Raw genomic sequence first — 17,067 nt, 5'->3', positions numbered from 1 at the left:
CAGGGTGACCTGATGCCGCTCTTTCTTTTAGTCCGCCGAACGGGCGGGCCGACGAAACTCAAGCGTACGCGGCCAGCGCGTTGCGCATCTTTTTCATCGCACTCGCTTCGATCTGACGAATGCGCTCGGCCGATACACCGAACTCGGCGGCGAGTTCATGCAGCGTCGAGCCTCCCGATCCGTCATCGTCGACGTTGAGCCACCGCGCTTCGATGATGCGGCGACTGCGTGCGTCGAGCGAATCGAGCGCTTCGGCGATGCCGTCCGTTTGCAGCTTGTCGCGTTGACGGGCGGCCAGCACAGCCGTCGGCTCGCTGTGCGCGTCCGCCAGATAGGCGATCGGCGCGTACGACTCCTCGCCGTCTTCGACGTGTCCTTCGAGCGCGATGTCTCCACCGGAGAGCCGCGTTTCCATCTCGGTGACTTCTTCGCGCTTGACGTTCAGTTCTTTCGCGAGGCCTTCGATCTCGTCGGGCGAGAACGCTTGCAGCCCTTGCTTGTGGCTGCGCAGATTGAAGAACAGCTTGCGTTGAGCCTTCGTCGTCGCGACTTTCACCATGCGCCAGTTGCGCAGGATGTATTCGTGGATCTCCGCTTTGATCCAGTGGATCGCGTACGACACCAGGCGCACGTTTTGCTCGGGATCGAACCGTTTGACCGCCTTCATCAGCCCGATGTTGCCTTCCTGGATGAGATCCGCATGGGGCAGACCGTAGCCGAGATAATTGCGTGCGATCGATACGACGAGACGCAGGTGCGACAGCACGAGCTGGCGCGCGGCATCGAGGTTGTTGTGCAGGCGATATTCAGTGGCGAACCGGCGCTCTTGCTCCGCCGTCAGCATCGGAATGCGGTTGACAGCCTGGATGTACGCGTCGATGTTGCCCAGTTGGCCGGGCAGCATCGACGTTGGCGCGAGCGTCAGAGCACCTGCCGAAGCGGCCATGGCGGACGCCGGGGCGAGAGGGCTCGGAAGGGTCATTGCGTTGCTCACGTAGGAAACTCCTTGAAATCGGACTACCGCTCAGTCACAAGTACGACTCCGGGGGATATTAGCACTCCCGGAAGCCGAGTGCTAAGTGTTGGAGTCTCAAATGGCGCCGGAAGTTCCGCGAAGCTATCGATTCCGTTGAATCGATAGGTAATTCTACTCCTATTGGTCGCGGACGGGCCGCGAAGGGGGAAAGCGAGCAGGAATTGGGGCTTGACTCGAACTGAAGCATCCCCTTTTTCCGAGATTGTGTATTGCGCGAGACGATACGACGCGCGGAAAAACCATACCGTAAGATAGACGCGCTTCGGGCCGCATGGCGCGTGGTAGTGGCCCGATCATCAACGAGCCCCTTCGGAGTATGCGAATGAAAAAGAAGAACCGGATCCGGCAACGTCCCTCGAGCGTTTTCGTCATAGCGGCACTGGCGGCGGCCACCATGCTTGCCGCAGCACCGGGTCTCGCGCGGGCCGATACTTTCGGCGTGCAGCTCGGAGGAGGATTTGGCGAGCACGATGTCAACAAGCTCGACCTGGGCCTCGTCTGGGACCCGGGCATCAACTGGTGGGAGATGGGCGGCTGGCATTTTTCTCTCGTCGGCGAAGCCCATGTGGACTATTGGCACCCGGGCAACGGAACGTCGCGTCATGACGTCTACACATTCGGTGTACAGCCCATGGTCCGCTTCATCAAAAGCGCCGGCGCCGTCCGCCCCTTCATCGAGGCGGGCGCGGGTGTGCGCGGGCTCTCACGTGTGACGATCAAGGATGGGTACTCGATGGGCACGGCCTTTCAGTTCACCGAGATCGTCGGCGTCGGCGCGCAATTCGGCGGCCACCAGCAGTACCAGGCCGGCTTTCGATTTCAACATGTTTCGAATGCCGGTATCAAAGAGCCGAATCCTGGTATAAATTTCAGCCAGCTATATCTGCAATACAACTTCTGACGCGAATGTCCCGTGCGGCATTCGGGTGCATGGGAGCTGAGCGATGGCGGCAAAGATGATCGAAGCGATTCGCGTACTCGAGCGGGACCGGTTTCGCGCAATGGTCGACGGCGACGTGCCGATGCTCAACGAGTTGCTGTCCGAGAACGTGAGCTTCGTTCATACCAACGGCAAGCGCGAGACGAAGCAGCAATTCATCGACGCCATCTCCGCGGGCCGACGGCGCTACCGGCAAATCGAAGTGCAATCGCAAGACGTGTTGCCCGTCGGCAGCGAGACCTGTGTGGTGACGGGACGCGCGCTGATCGAAATGGAAGCGAACAACGGCGCCTTGCTCTATCCGATCGCCTATACGGCCATTCAGGCGCAAGAAGACGGCCAATGGCGTCTCGTGGCGTGGCACGCGACGCGCTGCGCGCTCGAATGACGCGTCAGCGCGCGCGCGTTCCCTTACCGGCAGCGTATTCGTCTCACGCTGCGGCCTGACGCTCGTCGTCGCTCCACTCGAACCTGTTCACCGCGCTGATGAGCGCGTCCACCGCGGCCGTCGCGGCATCGGCATGCACGCCGACGCCGAAACGCAGCGGCGCGCTGCCCGCACGACAGCCGACGAACGCGGCCCAGCCGCCGTCGGCCGTGCGTGCAGTCTCGTAGGAGCAGACATCGATCGGGCAGGCGGCCTCGGCGCTGAGCGCGCACGCCACCGCTTCGACGAGTGCATCGCCTTGCGCATGCGCCGGGTCCTCGCCTATACGGGCCACTTCGCGACGCTGCCAGCGCACCGTGGCGGCGTCGGTGCGCGTGGCCGGTCCCCGCACGCCGAGATATTCGCGGGCGAACCGTTCGCAGATCGCTTCACCCGTGACTTCGACGCCGGATTCATCGGCGATTTGCTGCACGACATGACTGAATTCGATTTGCAGGCGGCGCGGTGGCGCAAAGCCGAGCCCGCGCTCGAGCAGGAATGTCGAGCCGCCTTTGCCCGATTGGCTGTTCACGCGTATGACCGCATCGTAGCTGCGACCGAGGTCCGCCGGATCGACGGGCAGGTAGGGCACTTCCCAAACCGCCTCGGCCGATCGCCGCGCGAAGCCTTTGCGAATCGCATCCTGGTGCGAGCCGGAGAAGGCTGTGAAGACGAGATCGCCCGCGTAGGGGTGGCGCGGATGGACGGGTATTGCGTTGCAACGCTCCACGACGCGGCGCACCGCGTCGATATCGGAGAAATCGAGGCCCGGATCGATGCCTTGCGTATAAAGGTTCAGCGCAAGCGTCACGAGATCGACGTTGCCCGTGCGCTCGCCGTTGCCGAACAGGCACCCTTCGATGCGCTCGGCTCCCGCGAGCAACGCCAGCTCGGCCGCTGCGACTGCCGTGCCGCGATCGTTGTGCGGATGCACCGAGAGCACGATGCTGTCGCGCCAGGCAAGGTTGCGATCCATCCATTCGATCTGGTCGGCGAACACATTGGGCGTGGCGGCTTCGACCGTGGCCGGAAGATTCAGGATCATCTTGTGCTCGCGCGTCGGCGCCCAGGTTTGCGCGACAGCGTCACAGACTTCACGCGCGAAGGCGAGCTCGGTCATGCTGAACGTCTCGGGCGAGTATTGAAACGTCCACCGCGTGCCGGGCCGTCGTTGCGCCTCTTCCTTGATGAGCCGTGTGCCCTCGACGGCGAGCGCTTTGACGTCTTCCTTCGAAGCATCGAACACGATGCGCCTGAACGAGGGGCAGATCGCGTTGTACAGATGGACGATGGCGCGTGGGGCGCCTTCGAGCGCTTCGAATGTGCGCGCGATGAGATCGGCGCGTGACTGCACGAGGACTTCGATCGTCACGTCCTCAGGAATCCGCTGCTCGTCGATCAGCCTGCGTACGAAGTCGAAGTCCGTTTGCGATGCCGACGGGAAGCCGACCTCGATCTCCTTGAACCCGATAGCAATGAGCATCTCGAAGAACTCGAGCTTCTGCTCGATCGTCATCGGGTCGATCAGCGACTGATTGCCGTCGCGAAGATCGGTACTCATCCAGATCGGCGCGGACTCGATCGTCCGGCTCGGCCACTTGCGCGTGGCGAGGCGAACAGGCTGAAACGGTCGGTACTTCCCGGCGGGATTGCGGAGCATGGCGAACCTCGTTCGTTGCGTCGTCTGCGAAACGCGAGGCAGGCTCGGCGGCTGGCCAGCCGTGCCGGGGCGCACAACGCGCCGGCGCATTTCGCGATTCGCCCGAACGGTATTCGGCCGAATGCTGACGACTACGGTTTGTAGGGAACTGCGGTTTGGGCGAAACGGAACTGCGGGAACTGCAGGAGGACCGCGCAAACGACACGCGGCGCTACGGCTGGCTTACGCTAGTCGTAGCGATAGAGGCCGCGCTAGTCGGCCGGAGGTAATTCGGAGGGTGTTCGAAATGGAACGCATGAAGCGCACTGTATGTCAGCGACGGCGACGCTGTCAACCGTCGCCGTTCGGCTAATCCTGCCGCGCGACCCTTACGATCGTCTCCACCTGGCGCGCGAGCGTCGGCGGCACGGGCTGCCGGCCGTCCAGCACGGCCTGGGTCCACGCCGCGGTCGTGTCCGCATCGCGCGATTCGGGCAGAGCGGCCGGTTGCGCTTCGGAGGAACTGCGCTCGGCCGCGACGAGCGTTTCGGCCACGCCGTCGTGCAGCCAGTCGATCTGGACTTGGCGGCGCGTGTCGGCTACAGCCTCGCCCTCGGTGCCGCGTGCGAGCAACGCTCCGCCCACGGCGGCTGCCGGATGGCCGGCGAAGAGTTCGGCGAGGCTCTCGCGATACTCCGGATGCGTATAGTTGACGAGCCGCAGGCCCGGAGACGAAAACGGCTGCAGGATTTTCACGAGCGTATGCGTCGAATTGCGCACGCCCATGATCCGGCGCAGCGCCAAAAGGCGCGCGAGCTTCGGCGCCAGCACCTCGATCGGCGCGAAGGCGAGCGCGCGGCTGGCCAATTGGGCCTCGATCTCGGGATGGGACTTGGCCGGCGCGATGCCCAGCCTCGCGAAAATCTCTGCGCTCGTCACCCGCCCGGCATCCTCGCTCACGCCGTGCACGAGCGTCGGTACGCCCTCGCGCGCGAGCAGCAGCGCGAGCAGCGGCACCAGGTTGGGCTGCTTGCGCGCGCCGTTGTAGCTCGGAATGGAGACGGGCCGGCTCTCACCGGCCGGCACGCGCAGTAACGCGAACGACGCTTGCGCGGCCTCGAGCATGGCGGCGAGTTCCGCAGCCGTCTCGCCTTTGAGCCGGTAGGCGAGCATCACCGCGCCGAGCTCGATATCCGAGACGCGGCCATCGAGCATCGCGCTATACAACGCGTGCGTGTCTTCGGGCGAGAGCGCGCGGGCTCCGTTCGGACCGCGTCCGATTTCCTTGATGAAACGGGCGCAGGCAAAGGTGCCCGGCGAGGCGGCGGATTCAGTCATGACAGGAAGCGGGTGCGACGAGAACCCGTCGAAGTAAGTAGGCTGTGCAACCTCATTGAGTACCGCATTCGCCGCGATCTTGCAAGCCGTGGCACCTGCACGCGCGTTAAACTCTTTTCTTTCATTGCAGGGAGAGGGGAATGGATTATGTGTTTGCTCCGGCGCCCACCGTCTCGGTGCCGGTCGCGGAAACGACCGCCGCTGCGGGCACCGGCCGGCGCTTCCCCGTGCGCCGCATCTATTGCGTCGGACGCAATTACGAGGCGCACGCGCGCGAAATGGGCCATGACCCGGACCGCGAGCCGCCGTTCTTTTTCTCGAAGCCGGCCGACGCGGTCCTGAACGTGGCGCCGGGCGCAACGGGCGAATTTCCGTATCCGTCGTGTTCGACCAATGTCCATTACGAAATGGAGCTCGTCGTTGCGATCGGCAAGGCCGGTCGAGACATTCCCGTCGAGCGCGCGCTCGAGCACGTCTACGGCTATGCGCTCGGGCTCGACATGACGCGGCGCGATCTCCAGGCCGAAGCGAAAAAGCTGGGACGGCCCTGGGAGACCGCAAAAGGCTTCGATCGTTCGGCGCCGATCGGCCCGATCCACCCCGTCGCGCGAGTTGGCCACATCGATCGGGGCGCCATCTGGCTCGAGGTGAACGGCACCGAGAAACAGCGCTCCGATGTATCACAATTGATCTGGTCGACACCGGAAACGATCGCTTATTTGTCGACGTTGTTCGAGTTGAACGCCGGCGATCTGATCTTTACGGGGACACCCGAAGGTGTGGGCGCGATCGTCAAGGGCGATTCGATGAGGGGCGGCATCGAGGGTCTCGGAGAATTCAGCGTACGCGTTGTGTGACCGTGCGCATCGTCGGAGTCGACCATGAAGCTTTACAGCTACTTTCGGAGTTCGGCCGCATACCGAGTGCGCATTGCGCTCAATTTGAAGAACCTGCCGTACGAGTACATGCCCGTTCATCTGCTGCGCGCGGGCGGCGAGCAGCTCACGGCCGATTACCGCAAGCTCAGTCCGGACGCCATCGTGCCGACGCTCGTGGACGGCGACGACGTGGTATTGCAGCAGTCGCTCGCGATCATCGAGTATCTCGAGGAAACGCATCCGAATCCACCGCTTTTGCCCGCGGCGGCCGCGGATCGCGCGTATGTGCGGGCCATTGCCTTGCAGATCGCCTGCGAGATCCATCCGCTCGATAATCTGCGCGTGCTGCGCTATCTCGTGCGCGAGATGGGCGTTTCCGAGGAGGCCAAGAACGGCTGGTACCGGCATTGGATCGAAAACGGGTTCGCTTCGCTGGAGGCACGGCTATCGGCCGATCCGCGTACAGGCACGTTCGTATTCGGCGATACGGCGACGCTCGCCGATGTTTGCCTCGTGCCGCAAGTATTCAACGCGCTGCGGTTCAAGATCGATATCGCGCCCTATCCGACGTTGCAGCGTCTTTACGAGCACGCAAGCGGGCTCGATGCGTTTGCGCGTGCCGCGTCCGGAGCGCAGCCGGACGCGGAGTGAGGCCGCGGCCGACCGCCGGCGGCATGTTCAGCCGAGCAGGGCGTCGGCAAATTCTTCTGCGCTGAAGGGCTGCAAGTCCTCGACTTTCTCTCCCACGCCGATGAAGTAGACGGGCACCGGCCGTTGGCGCGCGATCGCGACCAAAATGCCGCCTTTCGCGGTTCCGTCGAGTTTCGTGACGATGAGGCCGGTCAGTGAAAGCGCATCGTCGAAGGCCTTCACTTGCGCGAGCGCGTTCTGCCCCGTGTTGGCATCGATCACGAGCAACACCTCTTGCGGCGCGCCCTCCATCGCTTTGCCGATCACGCGTTTGACCTTGCGCAGTTCCTCCATCAAATGAAGCTGCGTGGGCAGACGACCTGCCGTATCGGCCATCACGATATCGACCTTGCGAGCGCGCGCAGCGCTTACCGCATCGAAAATCACGGCCGCCGGGTCGCCGCTTTCCTGCGATACGACGGTCACGTTGTTGCGCTCGCCCCAGATCGCGAGTTGTTCACGGGCGGCAGCGCGGAAGGTATCGCCGGCCGCGAGCAACACCGACTGCTCGAACCGTTGCAAATGTTTGGCCAGCTTGCCGATGCTCGTGGTTTTTCCGGCGCCGTTGACGCCGGCGATCATCATGACCATCGGCTGCGCACGTCCCAGCATCAACGACTTTTCGAGCGGACTCAGTAGCTCGACGAGCAGCGAACGCAGGGCCCATTTCACTTGCTGCGGATCGGTGAGGCGTTCGGCACGGACCTTCTCGCGTAGGGCCCCGAGCAGGTATTCCGTCGCTTCGACGCCGGCATCCGACATCAGCAGCGCGGTTTCGAGCTCCTCGTAGAGCGCATCGTCGATCTTCGTCCCGACGAAAATACCGGTCAGCCCTGCGCTCGTCTTCGACAGGCCGGCCTTCAGCCGTGAAAGCCATGATTGCTTTGCGGCAGGCTCGGGGGCGGGGGGAGGGACGATCTCGACGACCTCGTTTGCGGACTCGTCCAAAGGCTCCGTTCGCTCGGGGGTTGGTTGCGCCCCGGCGCCGGAGACAGCGTGCAGCGGCGGCTGAGCCGGCTGCGGCTCGGGTCCCGGCTCGGCTTGCGGCGCGCGCACAGCGTCGACGGTGGGCGTACCAGGAGTTACCTGCGCCGGCGCGGGTGCCGGCGCAGGCTCGACGGCCGGTTCTTCGGCGGCGGGCGCGGGGGGCGCCTCGACGGTTTCGGGCGCTTTCGAGCCCTTGAATCGCTTGAAAAAACTGAACATGGCCTGGACGGTGGATTGGGCTTGGTGCGCCGCGACGCTTGCGGTGGCGCCTGTCGCGGGCGGGGCAAATGACGCCGCCCGCGCTGCGCGGCAAAAGATGGCTATTTTATCAGGCGCCGTCGAGGCGGCTCGCGTCGCCCGCGCCGAACGGCGCGTCAGGGTAGATGCTGTGGTAACGTGGGCGCCGTTGCGTACTGAGCGGCGCTGTCGTCGTGTGCGCTTGCCCGTTTCACTCGAGTTCCGTTCGATGCCTCGCTCCACTTCTCATTCGCGCACGCCGCAGCAATCAGCCGCCCGCGGCAAAGGTCATACCGTCCGTATCATCGGCGGCGACTGGAAGCGCACGCCGTTGCCCGTGCTCGATCTCGAAGGCCTGCGCCCGACGCCCGACCGCGTCCGGGAAACGCTCTTCAATTGGCTGGGCCAGCGGCTCGACGGTCAACGTTGCCTGGACCTGTTCGCGGGCAGCGGTGCGCTGGGGTTCGAAGCGGCATCGCGTGGGGCCGAGCGGGTCGTGATGGTCGAGCGCAACGCGCGCGCCGCGAGGCAGCTACGCGAGAACCAGGCGCGTTTGGCCGCTCGCGCGATCGAGATCGCCGAGGCCGATGGCCTGAAGCTGGCCGGGAGCCTCGCTCCGCGCTCGTTCGACGTCGTTTTTCTCGATCCGCCCTTCGGCGAGGGGATGCTCTCGCGTGCGTTGGAGCTCGCCCTGCCGCTCGTCGCGGACGACGGCTGGCTGTATGTCGAGTCGGGCGAGCCGCTCGACGAAGAGGAGCCGCTGCTCGGCGGGTGGAGCATTGTCCGCCGCGGCAAGGCCGGCGCGGTCCACTATCATTTGCTGCAGCGCGAAAATGATGAATAATGCCCGTTTCGAACGCGATACCGGGCGGGCACGGAGCCGCTCCCGGTCCGCAGCGGCCCGCGAATGGCGGGGCGCCCCGACGGATAACGAGAGGAGATGTCCATGGTAGTCGCCGTGTACCCGGGTACGTTCGACCCGCTCACCCGGGGTCATGAGGACCTCGTGCGCCGCGCGGCGAGCATATTCGACACGCTCGTGGTCGGTGTTGCGGACAGCCGCAACAAGAAGCCGTTTTTCACGCTGCAAGAGCGGCTGGACATCGCTCAAGAGGTGCTTGGGCATTATTCCAATGTGCAGATCATGAGCTTCAGCGGGCTGCTCAAGGACTTCGTACGGGCAAACAACGCACGCGTGATCGTGCGAGGCCTGCGCGCGGTCTCCGATTTCGAATACGAGTTCCAGATGGCCGGCATGAACCGCTATCTGCTGCCTGACGTGGAAACGATGTTCATGACGCCGTCGGATCAGTACCAGTTCATTTCGGGCACGATCGTGCGCGAGATTGCACAGCTGGGCGGCGACGTGAGCAAGTTCGTGTTCCCGTCGGTCGAAAAGTGGCTCAAGGAGAAGGTCGCCCAGATGGGGCCGCATTCCCCGGCGCCGTGACGCTCGCAGCCTTACGCCGTCGATCGGGCCTGGAACGGCGAAGCTATAATGTGGAATCTTTCAGGAAGGTTGCGGCAGTATGGCCCTGATTATTACCGACGAATGCATCAATTGCGACGTGTGCGAGCCCGAGTGCCCGAACGACGCAATCTCGATGGGACCGGAGATCTATGTGATCGACCCGTCGAAGTGCACCGAATGCGTTGGCCATTTCGATGAGCCGCAATGTCAGCAGGTTTGCCCCGTCGAATGCATTCCTCGCGATCCGCAACACATGGAAAGCGCCGAGGAACTGCTCGTCAAATACCGCAACCTGCAGGCAGCGAAAGCCGCTGCACCGAATGGCGGCGGCAGCGGGGATAACAGCGCAAACAAGAACGAGAACGACGCCGATAACAAGGCCGGCTGATTCGCGGCTTGTGTGCTTGTGTCGTCCCGCTTACACGCGCAGCAGTCGAGGGGACGTCACCACACGCACCGCGTCACGCCGCGCGATGCAACTGCATCATCGCCCGCTCCAATTCCCCTTTCACCACATGCGGCATGACGGCTAGCGCCCGTTCGACCGCCGTATCGATATCTTCCTGCTCTTCCTTGCGGGGAGGCTTCAACACATAGTTCGCGACATCGGGTTTTGCGCCCGCGCGCGCAGCCTCGGGAATCAGGTCGCGCGGATGTCCGATGCCGATGCGCAGGCGCCAATACTGCTGCGACGAGAGATGCGCTGAAATGTCCTTGAGGCCGTTATGACCGCCGCTCCCACCGCCGAGTTTGAGCTTGACGGCGCCGGGCGGCAGATCGAGTTCGTCGTGAGCGACGAGGATCTGGTCGGGCAGTATCTTGAAGAAATGCGCGAGCGCGACGACCGACTGACCCGAGCGGTTCATGTAGGTTTGCGGTTCGAGCAGATGGACCTCTTCGCCGAACAGTCGCGCTTTGGCATAAAAGCCATGAAAGCGCCGCTCGTCGCGCAGCGTGGCGCCGGCGTCACGCGCGAGTTGATCGACGAGCCAGAAGCCCGCATTGTGGCGTGTCGCGGTGTATTCGGCGCCCGGGTTACCGAGCCCGACGATCAGCTTGATCATGGTTCGTCTCAGCCATCAGCCCTCAGCTATAGCCACCGGCCGAAAGATGACAAAAAAAACCCGCCGGGCATGCCGCGGCGGGTCACGTCGTCCGTCCCATTGAAACGGATCGAGAGGATATCGATCGACGAAATCCTTAGGCTGCCGGCGTCTCGCCTTCGCCTTCGGCAGCGGCTTCGCTCGACACGGCACCGGCCGGCACCGCAGCAGCGGCGATCACGGGATTTTCCGCTTCGATGTGAGCCGTCAGCGACACGCCCTTGGGCAATACGATGTCCTTCGCGTGCAGCGACTGGCCCGCTTCGATCTTCGCGAGATCGAGTTCCACGTATTCAGGCAGATCGCCAGGCAGGCACTCGATTTCCACTTCGGTCACGACGTGCGAGATCACCGCGCCGCCGAGCTTCACGGCAGGGTTCGTTTCCTGGTTCATGAAGTGCACGGGCACCTTCGTATGCAGCTTCTTGTTCGCATCGACGCGCTGGAAGTCCACGTGCAGCACGATCTGACGGAACGGATGATATTGCACATCGCGCAGCAGCACGGCTTGCGACTTGCCGGCCACTTCGAGATCGAGGATCGACGAGTGGAACGCTTCCTTCTTCAGGGCGTGCCAGAGGGCGTTGTGATCGAGTTCGACCAGTTGCGGCTCGCTGTTGGCGCCATACACGATTCCCGGCGTCTTGCCGGAATTGCGCAGGCGGCGGCTCGCACCCGTACCTTGCTTGTTGCGCTCGAAAGCGACGACTTTCATGTTCAATCTCCATAACTGCCCGCGACCAGGCAGTGAAACGGGGCATTGGCGCATTTGGCGCATGAGCCCCATGGTAACGCGGCACATCCGATAGGAAGGTGCCTCTCAAGCCAAAGGCGCTGCACGAAGCAGCGCCTTCAGTCATGTCTTGTTTGCGATACTCAGCTTTCGGCGAACAGCGACATCACCGAATCGCCGCGGCGGATGCGCGAGAACGTCTCCGCCAGCAGCCCCGCGCACGAGAGCGAGCGGATTTTCTCGCAACCGCGCGATTCGTCGCTGAGCGGAATCGTGTCCGTCACGACGAGCTCGTCGAGCTCGGAATTCGTCAGCCGCTCGGCTGCGCCGCCGGATAGCACCGGGTGCGTTGCGTAAGCGACGACCTGCTTCGCGCCGCGCTCTTTGAGCACCTGTGCGGCTTTGCACAGCGTACCGGCCGTATCGACCATGTCGTCCATGATCACGCAGGTCCGGCCCTCGACTTCGCCGATGATGTTCATCACTTCGGCGACGTTCGCTTTAGGACGGCGCTTGTCGATGATGGCCAGATCGCAATTGAGCTGTTTCGCGAGCGCACGCGCCCGTACCACACCGCCGACGTCGGGCGATACCACGAGCAGGTTCTCGTAGTTCTGCTTGCGCAGATCGCCCAGCAGCACCGGCGTCGCATAGATGTTATCGACCGGAATGTCGAAGAAGCCTTGAATCTGGTCGGCGTGCAGATCCATCGTGATGATCCGCTCGACACCGGCGATTTCCAGCATGTTCGCCACGACCTTCGCCGAAATCGCCACGCGCGCCGAGCGCGGGCGGCGATCCTGGCGGGCATAGCCGAAGTAGGGGATGGCGGCGGTGATGCGACCGGCCGAGGCGCGCTTGAGCGCATCGACCATGATCATCAGCTCCATCAGATTGTCGTTCGCGGGCGCACAGGTGGACTGGAGCACGAAGACATCCTTGCCGCGCACGTTCTCCTGGATCTCGACCTGGATCTCGCCGTCCGAAAAACGGCTGACCATGGCTTTGCCGAGCGGTATGCCGAGAATTCTGACGACTTCTTGCGCAAGCGCCGGATTCGCGTTGCCAGTAAAAACCATTAGGCCGTCATGGCTGCTCATCATGCACCTGCTGCTGGAGGCGGGGACTGCGGGAATGTTTGGCAGGGGAGGAAGGACTCGAACCCTCGCATGCCGGAATCAAAATCCGGTGCCTTGACCAACTTGGCGACTCCCCTACACTGACTCTGAGCTTCGCCGGATTGCGATTGACCTCCGGCGAGGCGAAAACTCATGACGCGAAAGCGAGGAGTGGATGCGTATCCAGACTCCGTACCACGGCGCTCGTCCAACCTGCTGGCAGTTTGGCTTGTGCCGCTTCCGCTTCGGCGATGCTGGTGAAGGCGGCAAAAACGCTTGAACCCGATCCAGTCATCCGCGCGGGTGCGACGCGATCAAACCACTCCAGCACCTGCGCGACTTCCGCGTATTTTCCCACGACAACGGGCTGCATGTCATTCCGGCCGAAGCTGTCAGGCCATCTTGCATCGCAACTTTGCTGTGCGAGAAAGTCCGTAATTGTGACGGGTTCCGAATTGCGTGTCAACGACTTGTCGGAGAAAATCGCTGCGGTCGGCACATGGACTTTAGGCGTGACGACGAGGAAGTAGCGCGACGGCAGGGCGACGGGCCGCAGGGCCTCGCCGACGCCTTCGGCGAACGCGTTGCGGCCGAAGACGAAAAACGGAACGTCGGCGCCGAGCGTGAGCCCGAGCGAGCAGAGCGTTTCACGCGACAAGCGGAGCTTCCAGAGCCGATTCAGCGCGAGCAGCGTCGTTGCCGCATCGGAGCTGCCGCCGCCCAGGCCGGCACCCATCGGCAGCCGTTTCTCGATGTCGATATCGACCCCGAGGCGGGTCCCCGTTTGCGCTTTGAGCAGCTTCGCCGCGCGGACGACGAGATCGCTTTCCTCAGGCACTCCGGCAATGGCGTTCCGGCGGCGTATCTCGCCGTCAGCGCGCAGCGTGAAATGCAGCGTATCGCCCCAATCGAGCAGCTGAAACACCGATTGGAGCGCGTGATAGCCGTCCGGCCGACGGCCCGTGATATGCAGGAACAGATTGAGCTTGGCGGGGGCCGGACAGTCCCGCAGCGATTCGGTCGTTTCGATCATGCTTCGCGTTCAGGGTTCGCGCGGGGAGATGTCATCGGTCCAGGACCAGCTTGATGTCCAGCGGCGGCTCGCGGCGCGTCAGATCGACGCGTTTGACGCCGGTTTCCGGTGCATCGGCGTAGCTCACGTACTGGATGGTCCAACCGTCCTGGTCGATCTCCTTGAGGCGCGACTGGACCTGCGGATCGGGCACCGTCTTCGCGTGCGAAGTCGGCGCCGGCGACGGTTGCAACCAATAGCGCAGGCCTTCGACCGGCAGCGAAAAGCCGAGCGCGTTGCGCATCAGCGTCCCTACGTCGTCAGCCGTCATCGGTTGGCGATTCGGCAGCTCGAGCGTCGCGGCGGAGGGTGACGACGTCACGATCGCGAGCGTCTGGCCGAACGGGTTCAGCAGCTGCAGCGTGACCGTGTCGCCTTGCTCCTGCCAGTCGAAGTTGCCATACGCATTCCGGGGCCGGCCGTTGACATCGGTGTACCTGACCGAGAAGCGGCCCCGGTAGGCGCGGTTCGTCTGTGTGGAAAGCGATGTGGCCGCGTTCGACGTAGAGGGCCCGCGCGTCGGCGCGACCGAGCAACCGGAAATCGCCGCGACCGCAAATGCCGCCGCGACGAACGAACGAAGGGAAGAACGAAGGGGGAAACAAAAAGCCATCAGAGATCGTTGGTGTTGACCTGGAAGCGTTTGAGCGTCTTCACGAGCGTATCGTTATCGGGCTCGAGCTTGCGGGCGTCGCGCCAGGCGGCCTTCGCTTTGGCCTGATCTCCGCTCTTCCAGAGCACCTCGCCGAGGTGCGCGCCGATTTCGGCGTTCGGCTGCAGATCGTATGCCTTGCGCAAAAGCCGCGCAGCGTCGTTCGTGTCGCCACGGCGGTACTTGACCCAACCCAGGCTGTCCATGATGAACGCATCGTTCGGCGCGAGCGAGGAAGCTTTCTCGATCAGCTTTTCGGCTTCGTCGAGATGTTGATTGCGGTCCGCAAGCGAATAACCGAGTGCGTTATAAGCTTGGGGATTGTCGGGCTGGTCCTTGATGAGCTGGCGCAGCTTCGACTCCATGAGGTCGAAATGCCCGGTTTTCTCCGCGGCCATGGCAAGGTCGTAGAGGATTTCGGGATCGTCGGGGAACGCGTCGTTAGCGGCCGTGAGGCGCGCTTCGGCCTCGCCGTAACGCTTCGCGTCGAACAGGATCGCGGCGTCGGTGCGCGCGATGAGCGCCTGCGCGCGAGGATCGGGGCTTTGCAGATCGGCGAGCATCTTGCGCGCATCGTCGGTCTTGCCTTGCTTGGCGAGCAACTGCGCGCGCGTGACACGCGCCGAAACATAGCGCGGGCTGTCCGGCGTGACCTTGTCGAGCCACTTGGCGGCTTGCGCCTCGTCTTTCTGCTCGATGGCCAACTGCGCGAGAAAGATGTAAGCCTGCCCGGCATCGGCACCCGGCGTCTTCTCCGTCAGATCGGCGTACTGCTTCAGGTATTTCCGAGCCGCGTCGTACTGCTTTTGCTGGATTTTGATGAGACCTAACGCCATTAGCGGTGTGGGGTCGTGCGGATCGAGGCTATGCATCGCTTCGAACTGCTTTTGGGCATCTTCGACGCGTTCGCTCGATAGATAGAGCTGCGCCAGCGCGAGCCGCGCATCGTGCGATTTCGGGTTTTGCTTCACGACCGACTCGAACGAGGCGATCGCGTCGTTGCGCGCCTCCGGGCCCATTTGAGCGAGTGCGAGCGCCGCGGGCAGGTAATCGGGCTTGAGCTTGAGCGCCTGCACCAACGAAGTCCGAGCGCCCGGCTGGTCGTCGGCCAGCAATTGCTGGCGGCCGATCGCCGTCAATGCCTCGGGCCGATCGAGGTCGTGCTTCAACAGATCCTGCAGCACATGCAATCCGCCCACGCGGTTGGGCCCGCGCGAGAGCAGGACCTGGAGCGCGAGGATCGAGCTGCCGCGCTCCGCGGCGGGGACCTTCGCCAACTCGGCCGCGAGCATCGGTTCGGCCTCGTCGGGCTTGCCCGACAGCACGAGCAGCGACGCGTCGAGCTGCGCGGCGCGCTCGGAGCTGGGCGCGTATTGCCGCCACAGCTGCGCGGCGGCGAGCGCATCGGCCGGGCTTTGTGCCGCAATGGCGATTTCGGCGGCGCGCTGCGCCATGCGCGGATCGTGGGTGTCCCGAGCGAGCGCCAGATACGTCTGGTAAGCCGGCGCCGGTTCATTGCGCTGCAATGCGATTTCCGCCGCCAGTACCTGGAAAACGATCTGGCTCGTGAGCGGCACGTCCGGCAAACCTTTCGTTTCCTCGGGCAGCGAGGACGAGAAAAGATCGGTGCTCGAAGAGGCCGTGGCCGAATCGTCGGACGGCGCCGGATCTTGTGCGAACGCGGGATACGCGGCGAGCGCGAATGCGGCGACAAGGCCCGCGGCGATCCGGCCGACGGGTGCGCCGCGTCGGGCTGAGCGCACGCTGTCCGGGCGCGTCGAAGGCAGCTTCAGGGACAAAATCATGGAGATCCGTTCGAGGGTTTCGGTCGATTGTAACGCGCTCGCTACAATACACGCAGATTCGACCGCGCAAGTAGCGCCCTATCTCCAGTGATTCACAGCCAATTGACATGCCAGAGCTGCCAGAAGTCGAAGTGACCCGCCGCGGTATCGAGCCTTACGTGCGCGGGCGCCGCGTCGAGCGCGTCGACGTGCGCACGCCGGCTTTGCGCTGGCCCATTCCGGCGCAACTGGCGGTCACGCTGGCCCGGCAGCAGATCAGGGCAGTGGGGCGGCGCGGCAAGTATCTGCTGTTCGAGATCGACGCCGGCTGGTTCATCGTCCATCTCGGCATGACGGGCACGTTGCGCGTTTTGCCGAACGCCGGCATCCCGGCGCCAGCCAGACATGACCATATCGACTGGGTCTTCGACGAATTCGTGCTGCGCTACCGCGATCCGCGCCGCTTCGGGGCCGTCCTTTGGCATCCGCGTACCGCGGGCAGCATCGATACTCATCCGCTGTTGGCTGGCCTCGGGGTCGAACCGTTCTCGCCCGAATTCACGGGCGCGCTGATTCACCAGCGCACGCGCGGGCGCAAGGTATCGATCAAGCAGGCGCTCCTGGCGGGGGACATCGTCGTCGGCGTCGGCAACATTTACGCTTCCGAGAGCCTGTTTCGAGCAGGCATCCGGCCGACGACCGCGGCCGGTCGCCTGTCGAGCGCGCGCTGCGAGCGGCTTGCCCAAGCGGTGTGCGCCACGCTTGCCGCGGCGATCGAGCGCGGCGGCAGCACGCTGCGCGATTTCGTCGGCAGCGACGGCGAAAGCGGCTACTTCCAGCTCGATTGCCATGTCTACGACCGGGCCGGCTTGCCGTGCCGCGTTTGCCGCACGCCTATCCGGCATCTCGTGCAGGGGCAGCGCTCGACCTATTTCTGTGCGCATTGCCAGCGCTGAACCCAA

General features: G+C 63.8%; 17 protein-coding genes, 1 tRNA gene and 1 pseudogene. 8 read left to right on the top strand and 11 right to left on the bottom strand.

Features of this window, described 5'->3' with window-relative positions; translation table 11 throughout:
• Nucleotides 1-58: 58 nt before the first annotated feature.
• Nucleotides 59-994: an RNA polymerase sigma factor RpoH gene (gene rpoH / locus VGL01_RS11375; protein WP_331569299.1), complete on the bottom strand. Its 936-nt coding sequence runs from the start codon at nucleotides 992-994 to the stop codon at nucleotides 59-61.
• A 358-nt stretch (nucleotides 995-1,352) separates the two neighbouring features.
• Between rpoH and VGL01_RS11370 the strand changes: the two genes are divergently transcribed.
• Entirely contained in the window at nucleotides 1,353-1,937 is a 585-nt protein-coding gene (locus VGL01_RS11370; RefSeq protein ID WP_414720228.1) for an acyloxyacyl hydrolase, read from the top strand.
• Between the two features lie 43 nt (nucleotides 1,938-1,980).
• The gene (locus tag VGL01_RS11365; RefSeq protein ID WP_331569296.1) at nucleotides 1,981-2,364 is read left to right on the top strand and encodes a nuclear transport factor 2 family protein; all 384 of its coding nucleotides are present in this window, start codon (nucleotides 1,981-1,983) and stop codon (nucleotides 2,362-2,364) included.
• 43 nt (nucleotides 2,365-2,407) lie between these two features.
• Here the strand turns inward: VGL01_RS11365 and leuA are convergent, their stop codons facing one another.
• Nucleotides 2,408-4,063: a 2-isopropylmalate synthase gene (gene leuA, locus VGL01_RS11360; RefSeq protein ID WP_331569295.1), complete on the bottom strand. Its 1,656-nt coding sequence runs from the start codon at nucleotides 4,061-4,063 to the stop codon at nucleotides 2,408-2,410.
• A gap of 348 nt (nucleotides 4,064-4,411) precedes the next feature.
• On the bottom strand, nucleotides 4,412-5,380 hold the full coding sequence (gene ybiB, locus VGL01_RS11355; RefSeq protein ID WP_331569294.1) for a DNA-binding protein YbiB: 969 nt from the start codon (nucleotides 5,378-5,380) through the stop codon (nucleotides 4,412-4,414).
• 140 nt (nucleotides 5,381-5,520) lie between these two features.
• Between ybiB and VGL01_RS11350 the strand changes: the two genes are divergently transcribed.
• Together VGL01_RS11350 and maiA are read left to right on the top strand one after the other, a co-directional pair.
• Nucleotides 5,521-6,237 carry a fumarylacetoacetate hydrolase family protein gene (locus VGL01_RS11350; RefSeq protein ID WP_331569292.1) on the top strand — a complete coding sequence of 239 codons (717 nt, stop codon included), beginning with the start codon at nucleotides 5,521-5,523 and terminating at the stop codon, nucleotides 6,235-6,237.
• A 24-nt stretch (nucleotides 6,238-6,261) separates the two neighbouring features.
• Nucleotides 6,262-6,909 carry a maleylacetoacetate isomerase gene (gene maiA, locus VGL01_RS11345; RefSeq protein WP_331569290.1) on the top strand — a complete coding sequence of 216 codons (648 nt, stop codon included), beginning with the start codon at nucleotides 6,262-6,264 and terminating at the stop codon, nucleotides 6,907-6,909.
• 27 nt (nucleotides 6,910-6,936) lie between these two features.
• On the opposite strand, the gene ftsY is transcribed toward maiA, so the two are convergent.
• Entirely contained in the window at nucleotides 6,937-8,154 is a 1,218-nt protein-coding gene (ftsY, locus tag VGL01_RS11340) for a signal recognition particle-docking protein FtsY (protein WP_331569288.1), read from the bottom strand.
• 247 nt (nucleotides 8,155-8,401) lie between these two features.
• On the opposite strand from ftsY, the gene rsmD reads away from it, so the two are divergent.
• The 3 genes and pseudogenes from rsmD to VGL01_RS11325 form a co-directional block, all read left to right on the top strand.
• Nucleotides 8,402-9,016: a 16S rRNA (guanine(966)-N(2))-methyltransferase RsmD gene (gene rsmD / locus VGL01_RS11335; protein WP_331569286.1), complete on the top strand. Its 615-nt coding sequence runs from the start codon at nucleotides 8,402-8,404 to the stop codon at nucleotides 9,014-9,016.
• A 102-nt stretch (nucleotides 9,017-9,118) separates the two neighbouring features.
• Entirely contained in the window at nucleotides 9,119-9,622 is a 504-nt protein-coding gene (coaD, locus tag VGL01_RS11330; protein WP_331569285.1) for a pantetheine-phosphate adenylyltransferase, read from the top strand.
• A gap of 79 nt (nucleotides 9,623-9,701) precedes the next feature.
• Nucleotides 9,702-9,956, top strand: a pseudogene (locus VGL01_RS11325) (YfhL family 4Fe-4S dicluster ferredoxin); the annotation flags it as partial.
• A 148-nt stretch (nucleotides 9,957-10,104) separates the two neighbouring features.
• Here VGL01_RS11325 and pth read toward each other — a convergent pair.
• From pth to VGL01_RS11290, 7 genes are all read right to left on the bottom strand, one after another.
• Nucleotides 10,105-10,707 (bottom strand): aminoacyl-tRNA hydrolase, encoded by a 603-nt coding sequence (gene pth, locus VGL01_RS11320; RefSeq protein ID WP_331569283.1) that lies wholly within the window; start codon nucleotides 10,705-10,707, stop codon nucleotides 10,105-10,107.
• A gap of 136 nt (nucleotides 10,708-10,843) precedes the next feature.
• The gene (locus tag VGL01_RS11315) at nucleotides 10,844-11,461 is read right to left on the bottom strand and encodes a 50S ribosomal protein L25/general stress protein Ctc (RefSeq protein WP_331569281.1); all 618 of its coding nucleotides are present in this window, start codon (nucleotides 11,459-11,461) and stop codon (nucleotides 10,844-10,846) included.
• Nucleotides 11,462-11,622: 161 nt separating this feature from the next.
• Entirely contained in the window at nucleotides 11,623-12,579 is a 957-nt protein-coding gene (locus VGL01_RS11310) for a ribose-phosphate pyrophosphokinase (protein ID WP_331569400.1), read from the bottom strand.
• 39 nt (nucleotides 12,580-12,618) lie between these two features.
• A tRNA-Gln gene (locus VGL01_RS11305) sits at nucleotides 12,619-12,695 on the bottom strand.
• Between the two features lie 53 nt (nucleotides 12,696-12,748).
• Nucleotides 12,749-13,630 carry a 4-(cytidine 5'-diphospho)-2-C-methyl-D-erythritol kinase gene (ispE, locus tag VGL01_RS11300; RefSeq protein ID WP_331569279.1) on the bottom strand — a complete coding sequence of 294 codons (882 nt, stop codon included), beginning with the start codon at nucleotides 13,628-13,630 and terminating at the stop codon, nucleotides 12,749-12,751.
• Nucleotides 13,631-13,661: 31 nt separating this feature from the next.
• Nucleotides 13,662-14,282, bottom strand: coding sequence for a lipoprotein insertase outer membrane protein LolB (lolB, locus tag VGL01_RS11295; RefSeq protein ID WP_331569277.1), 621 nt, complete (start codon nucleotides 14,280-14,282; stop codon nucleotides 13,662-13,664).
• Complete coding sequence (locus tag VGL01_RS11290; protein ID WP_331569275.1) at nucleotides 14,282-16,126, bottom strand: tetratricopeptide repeat protein; 1,845 nt, start codon at nucleotides 16,124-16,126, stop codon at nucleotides 14,282-14,284. Before VGL01_RS11290 ends, lolB begins: the two co-directional genes overlap by 1 nt.
• A 107-nt stretch (nucleotides 16,127-16,233) precedes the next feature.
• Between VGL01_RS11290 and mutM the strand changes: the two genes are divergently transcribed.
• The gene (gene mutM, locus VGL01_RS11285) at nucleotides 16,234-17,061 is read left to right on the top strand and encodes a bifunctional DNA-formamidopyrimidine glycosylase/DNA-(apurinic or apyrimidinic site) lyase (protein ID WP_331569273.1); all 828 of its coding nucleotides are present in this window, start codon (nucleotides 16,234-16,236) and stop codon (nucleotides 17,059-17,061) included.
• The last annotated feature ends 6 nt before the right edge of the window (nucleotides 17,062-17,067 follow it).

This window comes from Trinickia sp., from assembly GCF_036503415.1.
Taxonomy (GTDB): domain Bacteria; phylum Pseudomonadota; class Gammaproteobacteria; order Burkholderiales; family Burkholderiaceae; genus Trinickia.
The sequence above is the reverse complement of the archived record's forward strand: the minus strand, read 5'-3'. Positions and strand labels throughout refer to the sequence as shown.

Excerpts from the sequence above, each read along its gene's own strand:
- VGL01_RS11370 (WP_414720228.1), top strand. The coding sequence starts at position 1,353 with ATGCGAATGAAAAAGAAGAACCGGATCCGGCAACGTCCCTCGAGCGTT.
- VGL01_RS11365 (WP_331569296.1), top strand. The coding sequence starts at position 1,981 with ATGGCGGCAAAGATGATCGAAGCGATTCGCGTACTCGAGCGGGACCGG.
- leuA (WP_331569295.1), bottom strand. The coding sequence starts at position 4,063 with ATGCTCCGCAATCCCGCCGGGAAGTACCGACCGTTTCAGCCTGTTCGC.
- ybiB (WP_331569294.1), bottom strand. The coding sequence starts at position 5,380 with ATGACTGAATCCGCCGCCTCGCCGGGCACCTTTGCCTGCGCCCGTTTC.
- VGL01_RS11350 (WP_331569292.1), top strand. The coding sequence starts at position 5,521 with ATGGATTATGTGTTTGCTCCGGCGCCCACCGTCTCGGTGCCGGTCGCG.
- maiA (WP_331569290.1), top strand. The coding sequence starts at position 6,262 with ATGAAGCTTTACAGCTACTTTCGGAGTTCGGCCGCATACCGAGTGCGC.
- ftsY (WP_331569288.1), bottom strand. The coding sequence starts at position 8,154 with ATGTTCAGTTTTTTCAAGCGATTCAAGGGCTCGAAAGCGCCCGAAACC.
- rsmD (WP_331569286.1), top strand. The coding sequence starts at position 8,402 with ATGCCTCGCTCCACTTCTCATTCGCGCACGCCGCAGCAATCAGCCGCC.
- coaD (WP_331569285.1), top strand. The coding sequence starts at position 9,119 with ATGGTAGTCGCCGTGTACCCGGGTACGTTCGACCCGCTCACCCGGGGT.
- pth (WP_331569283.1), bottom strand. The coding sequence starts at position 10,707 with ATGATCAAGCTGATCGTCGGGCTCGGTAACCCGGGCGCCGAATACACC.
- VGL01_RS11315 (WP_331569281.1), bottom strand. The coding sequence starts at position 11,461 with ATGAAAGTCGTCGCTTTCGAGCGCAACAAGCAAGGTACGGGTGCGAGC.
- VGL01_RS11310 (WP_331569400.1), bottom strand. The coding sequence starts at position 12,579 with ATGAGCAGCCATGACGGCCTAATGGTTTTTACTGGCAACGCGAATCCG.
- ispE (WP_331569279.1), bottom strand. The coding sequence starts at position 13,630 with ATGATCGAAACGACCGAATCGCTGCGGGACTGTCCGGCCCCCGCCAAG.
- lolB (WP_331569277.1), bottom strand. The coding sequence starts at position 14,282 with ATGGCTTTTTGTTTCCCCCTTCGTTCTTCCCTTCGTTCGTTCGTCGCG.
- VGL01_RS11290 (WP_331569275.1), bottom strand. The coding sequence starts at position 16,126 with ATGATTTTGTCCCTGAAGCTGCCTTCGACGCGCCCGGACAGCGTGCGC.
- mutM (WP_331569273.1), top strand. The coding sequence starts at position 16,234 with ATGCCAGAGCTGCCAGAAGTCGAAGTGACCCGCCGCGGTATCGAGCCT.